The organism is Bradyrhizobium uaiense (genome assembly GCF_010811875.1).
Taxonomy (GTDB): Bacteria; Pseudomonadota; Alphaproteobacteria; order Rhizobiales; family Xanthobacteraceae; genus Bradyrhizobium; species Bradyrhizobium uaiense.
The window spans coordinates 1-9,104 of the sequence record NZ_VKHP01000327.1; the positions used below are offsets into that span (position 1 = coordinate 1).

At 57.0% G+C, this 9,104-nt stretch carries 9 protein-coding genes and 1 pseudogene; 1 reads left to right on the forward strand and 9 read right to left on the reverse strand.

The genetic code is table 11. The features are described 5' to 3' along the window. On the forward strand, positions 1-626 hold a 626-nt coding region (locus FNJ47_RS42175), incomplete at its 5' end, for a GSU2403 family nucleotidyltransferase fold protein (RefSeq protein WP_249778687.1). A 361-nt stretch (positions 627-987) separates the two neighbouring features. On the opposite strand, the gene FNJ47_RS42180 is transcribed toward FNJ47_RS42175, so the two are convergent. The 9 genes and pseudogenes from FNJ47_RS42180 to FNJ47_RS42220 all read right to left on the reverse strand — a co-directional run. Next, the gene (locus FNJ47_RS42180; RefSeq protein WP_163162201.1) at positions 988-1,500 is read right to left on the reverse strand and encodes a hypothetical protein; all 513 of its coding nucleotides are present in this window, start codon (positions 1,498-1,500) and stop codon (positions 988-990) included. A 43-nt stretch (positions 1,501-1,543) separates the two neighbouring features. Then, a complete protein-coding gene (locus FNJ47_RS42185) occupies positions 1,544-3,535 on the reverse strand; it encodes a c-type cytochrome (protein WP_163162203.1) in 1,992 nt (663 codons plus the stop codon). Between the two features lie 9 nt (positions 3,536-3,544). Beyond that, complete coding sequence (locus FNJ47_RS42190; protein ID WP_163162205.1) at positions 3,545-3,988, reverse strand: copper resistance CopC family protein; 444 nt, start codon at positions 3,986-3,988, stop codon at positions 3,545-3,547. Positions 3,989-4,116: 128 nt separating this feature from the next. After that, a complete protein-coding gene (locus FNJ47_RS42195) occupies positions 4,117-4,683 on the reverse strand; it encodes a hypothetical protein (protein ID WP_163162207.1) in 567 nt (188 codons plus the stop codon). Then, positions 4,680-6,002, reverse strand: coding sequence for a bacterial ammonia monooxygenase, subunit AmoB (gene amoB, locus FNJ47_RS42200; protein ID WP_163162209.1), 1,323 nt, complete (start codon positions 6,000-6,002; stop codon positions 4,680-4,682). Before amoB ends, FNJ47_RS42195 begins: the two co-directional genes overlap by 4 nt. A gap of 27 nt (positions 6,003-6,029) precedes the next feature. Continuing rightward, complete coding sequence (gene amoA / locus FNJ47_RS42205; RefSeq protein WP_163162211.1) at positions 6,030-6,887, reverse strand: bacterial ammonia monooxygenase, subunit AmoA; 858 nt, start codon at positions 6,885-6,887, stop codon at positions 6,030-6,032. Positions 6,888-7,010: 123 nt separating this feature from the next. Continuing rightward, positions 7,011-7,802 carry a bacterial ammonia monooxygenase, subunit AmoC gene (gene amoC / locus FNJ47_RS42210; protein WP_163162213.1) on the reverse strand — a complete coding sequence of 264 codons (792 nt, stop codon included), beginning with the start codon at positions 7,800-7,802 and terminating at the stop codon, positions 7,011-7,013. Positions 7,803-7,893: 91 nt separating this feature from the next. Further along, on the reverse strand, positions 7,894-7,998 hold the full coding sequence (gene pqqA / locus FNJ47_RS42215) for a pyrroloquinoline quinone precursor peptide PqqA (RefSeq protein ID WP_163162216.1): 105 nt from the start codon (positions 7,996-7,998) through the stop codon (positions 7,894-7,896). Positions 7,999-8,727: 729 nt separating this feature from the next. Next, positions 8,728-8,841 (reverse strand): annotated as a pseudogene (locus tag FNJ47_RS42220) (FAD binding domain-containing protein); the annotation flags it as partial. Positions 8,842-9,104: the final 263 nt, after the last annotated feature.

Consider the following 9,104-nt stretch of genomic DNA (forward strand, 5'->3'; position numbering starts at 1 on the left):
CCATCAAGGACTCCATGCCACCCATCCTGGACGTGCTTCGCCAAGTCGACCCTACGTTTCGCGAGGTTCCGAGCCAGGCCGATGGCAGGCTCTCCACCCGATTCGTATCGAGAGGCAACTTCAACGTTGAGTTCCTGACGCCGAACCAGTCGTCCGACGAGCAGGCGCTGGGCGGGGCGGCGGCGTCTCCGCTCCGCTTCCTCGATTACCTGATCTATCAGCCGATCCGCGCGGTGCTGCTGCATGGAGCAGGCGTGGCGGTCCTTGTCCCGTCGCCGGAACGATACGCCATCCACAAGCTCATCGTTGGATCCCGCCGGAAGGTGGATCGCGATGCGACCGCGAAGAGCGCGAAGGATCGGCTTCAGGCCAGATCGATCATCGAGGCGATGATCGCGAACCGCCAGCATGCCGATCTTGCTTCTGCTCTTACGGAAGCATGGGATCGCGGCGACCAGTGGAGAGCCGCGATCCGCACAAGCATTGCAACCTATGACGATGACTTGCAGAGCTCGCTCCGCACCGAACTAGCCAAGGGGGTAACCGAACTCGGCTCCGACCCCGCCGGCTACGATCTTTCAGACAAGCTCGCCACAGCGGAAGCCTATCAGTCCCGCCCAAAATGAATTGCGCGCCGATGCCCGCAGCCGCCGGCGCAAGCATCTGCGATCCAGGGGGCGTGTCGTCGACGAGCCTCATGACCAGCAGTAGCAGCGGCAGCACAAGTCCGGTGTCGTCACGACCGTGCCGATCATCAGCCGCAATGCGCAGAGCGACGACCCCACGTCAATCGGTGTGGCATCAGTAACGAGGAGCGGCCAACGCGCTTGCTCTCAACGAGCTTTGGCCCTCGGTGAGGATAGGGCAATATAGTGTGCGATAAGAGGCAACGCCGCACGCGACCCAGTCCGGGTAGTAGTCACTTGCGGTCGACATGCGAAGTCCGCGTTTGGCTCACACCTAAGCCCTCAATGATTGACGGCTTGCTCATTTTGATTCCTTCACAACCACGTTGAGGGTCTGTACCGTCTCGGAGATCGTGTGATGCTGCGGATCCGCCCAATAGAGTCTTATTGTGTGCCGACCAGGCTTGGCAGGGAGATCGAAAACATAGAGATAGTGGCCATCACCGAGCTGGGTCAGCTGGTCCGCCATTGGCATGAGCTCGGTTTCGTCCATCGCAACATGCAGATGAACGCTCGGATTGGCAGAGCTCATGGTCATTTCTGCGATGTTATCGTCGGCTTGGAAAACGAAAGCAACACGCTCGCCGATGGTACTACCCGATTGCGGCAGGAGGATCTTCAATGCGGGCAGCTCGCGGGTATTTCCCGATCTCGCAACAGGCGCACCGTCGGACCCGTGCATATGGTGCATGCCCGGCTCATGGTGTTGTGCGTGGGCTGGAGCCGCGACCAGAGCGCCAGCCACAAGAATCATGCACCAAATGAACTGTTCGAATCGATCGCCAAACCGATTGGGACGGGATGATATTTGCAAGCTTTCCTCCTTTGTTTGCGAGCCCTGAAAGATTTCCACTAATTCAGTGCACATGTTGAGCGGGTGGCGGGAGAATTTTGGACTCTCTATTGAGAACTCGGACCTGCGAGATCAGCTCGTCGGAATTTTGCCAACCACATTCGTCCTCCTCCTGCAACCAGCGCGCACGAATGTATCCGAACCTGTCGATTAGGAATTCCATGGAATGTCTTCCCATTTCCAAACGCTTGGGATCTCCACGATTTGTAGTGCTACGGGAGAGCAGATCGTAACTTTCTCTAACCTCTTGTGCTCCATGCCGGACATTCGGGACGCCCGCCGCCAGCTTTGCGTCCGGCGACACGATAATCGCCCACAATCGTTCTTTCCGGAATCTTTTCTGCTCAAGGCGTAGCTGTTTAACGCGCATTGCGTCGGACTTTTCGGGAAACACGAGCAGCACATTGCTTTGCTCACGGAAGTCCTTCAGCTCCCTCTCCGCCCCATTCTCGTCCTCTAAGAAAAAATTTGGAGCCCCCAGCCACGGATGATCGGGTACGATTTCAGGCGACAGGAGGCGCGCCTGAAATCCCTCTGAAAACGTCCGCAGGAAGTTGATCACATCCCAGCGGGCCTGTTCGTCCAACACATCAGCAAATCCGGGCATGCCGCTTTTTGGAATTCCATGGCTGAGCCACCAAAACATGTCGCCGGCCGTGTGCAGCGCAGTATGCGGTTCGCTCAAATTCGCGGGCGGCTTGGGAAGGGTCGATGCCGCCGGACCATCGCCAAGCCCTCCGCTGCCGTGGCAAGCCGCACAATTCTGGGCAAATAGACGCTTTCCATTGGTTATTGATATCGTCGAATAGGCGACCGACGGGCGGCGGTAAGTATCGGGATAGGCTTGCACGGATATCTGCCACAGACCGCCTGCGACCGAAATAACGGCGGCGGCGCCGGCTGCAACTGCTTTTATCTTTTGCGGCTTTCTCAAACAAACGAGCAGGCCCCAGAAGAGTGACAATAGTGCTAGTGAGAAGGCGCCCGCCGCGATAACGGGCGTCGGCCACGCCGGCCACGTGGCTTCGATCGAAAAGCGAAACGGCAGCCACCAGATGGGCTGATCATGTCGTGCTGGTATGACTGAAGAGAGCGCGGCTGCGCAGCCGACGATCAGAACACCGCAAAAGAATTCAGTTGCTGCCCATCCAGCTCCTGCAAGAAAAGCCGCGGGTTTTGCTCCTACGGTTTCCATGACGGGTAGGAAGCGCGTGCGAATCCGATTGGCCACCAACAGGATGCATGCAAGTAGAGCAAGCTTCGTTATAATTAGTTGACCGTAGGTCGTGCCAAGCCACTCACCAGCCGAACTAGCGGAGCTAAACGCGAGCACCAAACCTGATGCGACGACGACGACCACGAAACCGATTGCTAGTTGGGAGAAACGTCGCAGCGTCGCTGCGACATAGACGCGCCGAGTCTCCGTGGGGGTGACAGCGACCGAAGCCACCAGCCAGATCCAAGCCGGTAAGGCCCCAAGCCAAGCAGAAACCGCGAGCACGTGAAGTTGATAGGTCGGAACGAGCCAACGGCTGTCGTCTTCCCCGGCGGCGTGTCCAGCAAGTGGACCAATCAGCGCGATCAGTGCTGCTGTCCCGGCTGTCACGATTGAAGCTAAACGTTGCTGCTGCCTCGACCAGCCGCGAATTAGGATCGCTGTCGGCAGCAGCAAAAGAAGAGAGAGCGCTAACCTTGCAAGCGTGATCCGACCGTAATGTGTGTCAAATCCGAAGCTTTCCAGCGTCTGGCCAGACGCTACTATCTCCGGTAGTGCCATATCTGTCGCAATCGCGGCTTGAGCGATAAATAACCCAGCGGTAGCGAAGAGGTGAATGCCGGCCGCCCAGAGAAAGCTCACCTGCACTCGTCTTTGCCAAGCGGCAAGGAACGGATCGGAAGACGGCGCTGCCAGCAACAGAAAGAGTACTCCGCCTATGACCCATGCAAGCGCAATGTCAGCGATGGCCTTGCACAGAGCTGGAAACAATACCGTCATTCCGCATGCCTAACGTTCCTCGACGGTGAACTGATAGCCGTAGTCCACCACATGCCCGTCTTGCGAGAGCACGCGGTAATGAACCGAATAGCTGCCCGGTCTCATGTCAGATACTGCCGTTACCATGCACTTCGGATCATTGCCTGCTTTCAAATCGCCGAGCGTTAGCGACTGACCGTTGGCGTTCTTGAGCTCCACTTTCGAAAACTTGAGCTCTATGCGTTCGTTGAAGCACAGTTCGATCTGCTGCGGCGAATGAGCTAACACTGCCCGGCTCGCGGGATCGGACTTCACGAGAGCGGCATGTGCAGAGGCAGCCGTCGGCAGGCACACGAGGCCAACGCACAGCAACGTGATGCCAAGCGCTGATACCGGACGCCTGCTTGCGGACGAGAGTTCTTTTACCGTCCCTTGAATCAGCCTAGCTCGCGCCCTGCCGGTGCCGGCGGTCAAGTTTGGCGTGCCAGCATGATCGAGTGACGGTCCCGTCGCTACTCGGATGCAATCGCTCTTGTTTCCGTGTTTTTCGTGAGACATGAGTGTGACCCTTATTGCCGGACAGCGGCCGACAAAGTGCTAGCCTAGCTTTCCTTGCGCAACGTGGAGTACCAAAACAGGGCGGCCCCGGCTGCCAGCGTTCCTAGAACGATTGCGAAACTGTCCCTATATCGGACCCAAAGCCCGTTGCCGTAACCAACCGAAAACGGAAATCTCGATACGTATTTCGGTCCGTCGCCGACTGTCACGAGGCCCACAAAGCGCCCGGATTCGGGGAACGTGTACTGAAACGATAGTGAGCCTGTCGGATATTGTTTTGGCGGGATTCGAAGGACGGCCTCGCTGTCTACGTCGTTGCCGGCGTCGCGCAACAACCGCACCTCGATGGGCAGATCACGTAACACATCACCGACGGCATCCAAGACGATGACCGTGCGGCCGATTTCCGGAATGTCCTCGCAAAATTCCTGATTCCCCTGCTTGGCCGGCTGGTATCCGGTAAAGTGCATCATATAGGGCCCAGCGCGAAGCTTGCACACGTCTTTCTCCATCGATACTCCCCCGTGTGCAATCGCTGGCCGCGCCCCACCGCAGTCGAGGATGAGGAGCAAAGATGGAATTCCAAGCACTGCGGCTTTTACGATGTTCAACCCGCACCTCCTTTCGGATTCTCTGCCGTGCGGTTGTCGGGATCGGTGAATACAGGGACCATGGGGCCGCTGACGTTTGAGATTGTCCGTTTGCCGTGCTCGTCATAGAAGAACAACAGTCCTCCCAACGTGTTGTCCGGATCGTTGATCAGGCTACTCAAGCGCTCCGTCTCCCATGCCGCGTCGGCCGCTTCGATATCGACTGTCTTCGTTTCACCCGGCTTGAGCGGTCGGCTGTCGCTCACCTTAAGCCCATTCGGAGGAAGCAATTCCTTGGGGTAACTCGGATCCACCGTCGCCATTGCCTGGCTAACCTCATGGTTGATGAAGCGCTGATTGGAAGTTAAGAACTCGCCAAGCTGTGCTGGCGTGCTCCCATTGTTCGTCAGTGTCACGTTCATACGAAGCGAGCGGCCAGGGACGTCATAGTTTGACTTGTTGACCACAACTTTGACCTGCTCAGGCACTTCCGGTAGGGGCTCGACGGTTGCGCGGGACCCCTGCAGCGGCACGGTCCTTGGATAAGCGGCGTCGGTCGCCTGAAAGCCGAAGAATACGATGAGAATCGTCGCCACGAGCAAACCGGCCCCGAATAGGCGATCGGTGCTGGTAACGAGCTGAGATCGATCGCCGCCTTTTTCCGTCAACGCGCGAAAACGAGGCAGCAGGAGCGGCCGGCGCAACCACCAGACAAGCCACACGATGGCGATCGCAACCCACAAGCCATGCCAGAAGAACACCCTGCCAAGGCCCCAGGTCTCGAGATTGTCGATAGTCTCGCCACTGAGAGTTTTGATTGGAAGCTTGAAGTCGCTTTCGTTCCCCGTCACCGTCAGCCAGTTTCCCGGTCCGAGCAGCGGCCCGGCTCCCATCACGTTGATCATCGGATGGACGTGATGGTGGCCTGGCACTCGTCCTTTGAGCACTGTTTTGAATTCATAGTCCCGGTTCAACTCCAGTTTGGTGGACTGAATTGCTGGGACGCCATTAATGTAGCTCTCGGTTCGGGCTAGCACCGGGCCCGGCGTCCCGTTTCCCAGAAAGGCCGCTTCGGGAAGGGGTAGGTTGACTGGCCAGATCGGGAAGAGTCGGAACTTGCCCGTGACAACGATTTCACCGTTCACGGGAATTTCGTTCGTGCTCCACTTCACATCGTAAAAATGAGCCGTTCGCATCCGCAGAAACGGCTCCTGATTGCGCTCACCATGCGCCAGAGCAGCATCTGGGACGAAGGTCAGTATTCCGATCTGCATGATCGCCGCCGCTGCCGATAAGATTACAAGCACGCGTGAGCTTTTGCGGAAACAGAATGTTCTCATTTGGAGTCCTCCACAGTCCCAGCAGGATCATTCGGCTGCGACGAAGCGCCCTTGCAGGCTGGTGCCGTCTATGGCTTTTTGGGCTGTCTCAGCTGGCTCATCCTTATCGGTGAGCCCCATGAAATTTTTCAGGGTGTTTGGCGTCGTTACCACACGAGCGAGGAGCATTCCGATATGCCACCACGCCAAATACATCAGTATGGATACGAACGCCGAGAAAAAGGACGCGATAATGGCTGAGTGGCCACCAAAAGTTCGAAGCGTGCCCCGCTCTATCAGCCGGATATACTCAGGCAGGGCGGTGCGGGTGAAGGCATAGCTGATGTAATCGCCCACGGAAACAAGCTGCCCCATCACTTCTACGGGTAGCCGATATGGCGCCAGCCAAAACCAGTTAGTCGGGTAGAAAAGCAGTGCGAATGCAAAGGCGCCGGACATCGCCGTGAACAAAAAATTCCCGGTCAGCAAAAGAGCGACATCGAGGACTAGTGCGCCAGGTATCAGCAGCGCTGGAATGACCTCGCTCATCGGAAAGTACGACCACAGGTGGAATCCGAAATATCGATTTATCCACTGACCGAACAGGAGACAAACGACCGCAAATGTAGCGGCGATTGGAAGTCTAAATTTCGTCCAAAACACATACTGCAAAGCTGCAGGGAATGTTATGGCCATAATTGGAGTCAGGGTGACCCACCACTGTCTGTCTTTCCAATCGATCCACATATCCCAGTCCCCTGCGGTCAGCATGTAATGCAGGTGGAATGCGCCGGAGACGGCCAGAAAAAGGATGGCGGCGACGAGAAGGTCAAACACTCTTGAGATTCTTGCTGACTCTTTAGGCCATTCGAGCCCATACAGTCTCACAGACGTTCCTCCTTGCATGGCTTCCTCCTAATTCTTTTACCGAGTTGAGATCGACCTTCCTGGAAACCGACGCCCGACATGATTACAGCGGCAGGCTTTGCACATGCCGGGCTGTCAGCGATTGATGGTTCATAAGCGGTTTCAGCGCTGGGTGGCGACCGAAACTTCGTCCTCTTTGGAAAGCCGCCCGATCACTTCGAGCATGTGCATCGCGATCTGGATCAGGAGCCCACCCAAGGCCAGCACACTCCAGCCCATCACGACAAAGCCCCAGTGCAAGGGATAGGAGAACACCTCTTCCATCAGGAAGAAGGCATGGCCCCACTCGTTGTAGCCCAAGTTCGGCAATATTAGAAACGGACCTACAACCGCGAGCCCGAATGGAATTGAGATCTGCGTTGCGAACTTCGGCAGTCTCGTCATCGCGTACAGAAATGATCCCACGCCAAACAGCACGTAGAGTGGCATGGTGCCGTAGAACAGCACGATGTGACTCGGCGTGAAGCTTGTATCCCGGACCACAACCTGATGCCAGGAGGCGTCCTGCTCGGCAAAGAAGCTGGTAGCGAACCAGACGCAAAAGGCATAGACGAAGATGAACAGGACCAGATTGAAGTAACGCCGGAGCTCTTCCCGCGGTTTGAGCGCGCCAAGATTGCGGTCTCGCGTGAACCATAGATACGCCCAGGTCACCACCCAGAGCAAAGGGATGACGCTAAGCTCAACCTTCAGCAGCGTCATCCAGGCGGCATCGAACGCGGGCTCAGTCGAATCCAGGCCGGCACTCCAAGCATAGACCTGCTGAAAGATGCGCCAGAACACCATCAGCGCTAGCACCGCCAGAGTGACTCCTGCTGCAAGCTTGAAATTCGCCAACGGCTGAATACGGTGCTCAGCGGCAGACTTGGCGTTATGAGTCATCGTGATCGTCATCTTGTCTCCTCCTTGAGATTGCCTCAGGTGTGGTGTTGTTTACGAGGGTAGTGCTCACTCCGATCGTTGACCGCAAGGATAGGATCTGTCTTCAAGCTCCCAGCTTTCTGGTTACCTCCTTGCGAACGGCGCACGCATACATGTTGATTTCGAGACCGACCGGTAATTCGGCGATTTTTGGGGCTTTCCAGCTCATATCGATTTGCTCCCGGCTAGATGAATGCGGCGCAAAAAGTCGCGAGGACACGAGGTCCTCGCAGTGGGGGAGAACTCACCGAGTGCGCTGCAAGTGCTCGGCGAAAAAGAAACCCATGATCACGCCATCGCTGCCACCGCGCCGCTGTGCCATCACCCTGATGAGATTGGCGCGATGATCCGACGATCCGCAGGAATATGATCCGACTCTTGCCTCGTCCGCTGCTGCTCTTGCAAAGCAGCGTATTGATGCATCCAAGCGTCCGTATTGAACGATTCGTTATAGTTGGACTCCACACCACTCTCCCTAGATGAGGTAAATCTTCATAGCTGACCCGGAGCTAAGCCGTTCGCTCAGTCGACGACCGCAACAAAGCCAAAGAACGACAGTCCTCCCCCTTCTCTGTGTTCGCTCATTACCCGCACCCTTCTTTTGAAAGAGCGGTGCGGCACGTCGGGTTTGAACCTGGCCCGTATAGACGCAAGACGGTCCGCTTTCATCTCAAACAAGCCGTCCTGCTCCGGCTTCAATTTGGAAATTGGCCGCGCGTTCGGTCTCAGGTTACAACCTCACGCCACGTACGAATCAAGCCTTGACGGCTGTGGCGAGGCTGATTGAGGTATGTGCAAGTGCCGAGAAAGCGGGTTCGCCTCGCGCTTCTTTCGTCGGAATCCGCAGAGGATCATTAACTTGAGGCTCGACGCGTGCACATACCTCAATCGGCCTCGCCATGACCGGCAGCAGCGTGTGGCCGCCGGCGAGATGCTTCGAATCTTTGCCCTTGGCGAACAGGCTCGCCGCTTCGTCGACCGAGGAGGCGCGATGATAAGTGGTCTGGTACATCTTCGTTGCTCCCTCTTTAAGCCGAGTGGATCGTGCGCCACACCCGGCCCGGGGTCGCGGGCATTTCCAGGTTGTTCTTGCCGATCGCATCCGTGATCGCGTTGATCACGGCCGCCGAGGCGCTGATCGCGCCGGCTTATACCAATCCGCGGAGGTGCTGACTCACGGCGGGCATTCCCAAATCAGAGGATCGATGATTCAACATGGCAACTGGAGGGAGTTGCCATGGGCCAACCGATTGCGGTTCGAACGGATTTTGCAGC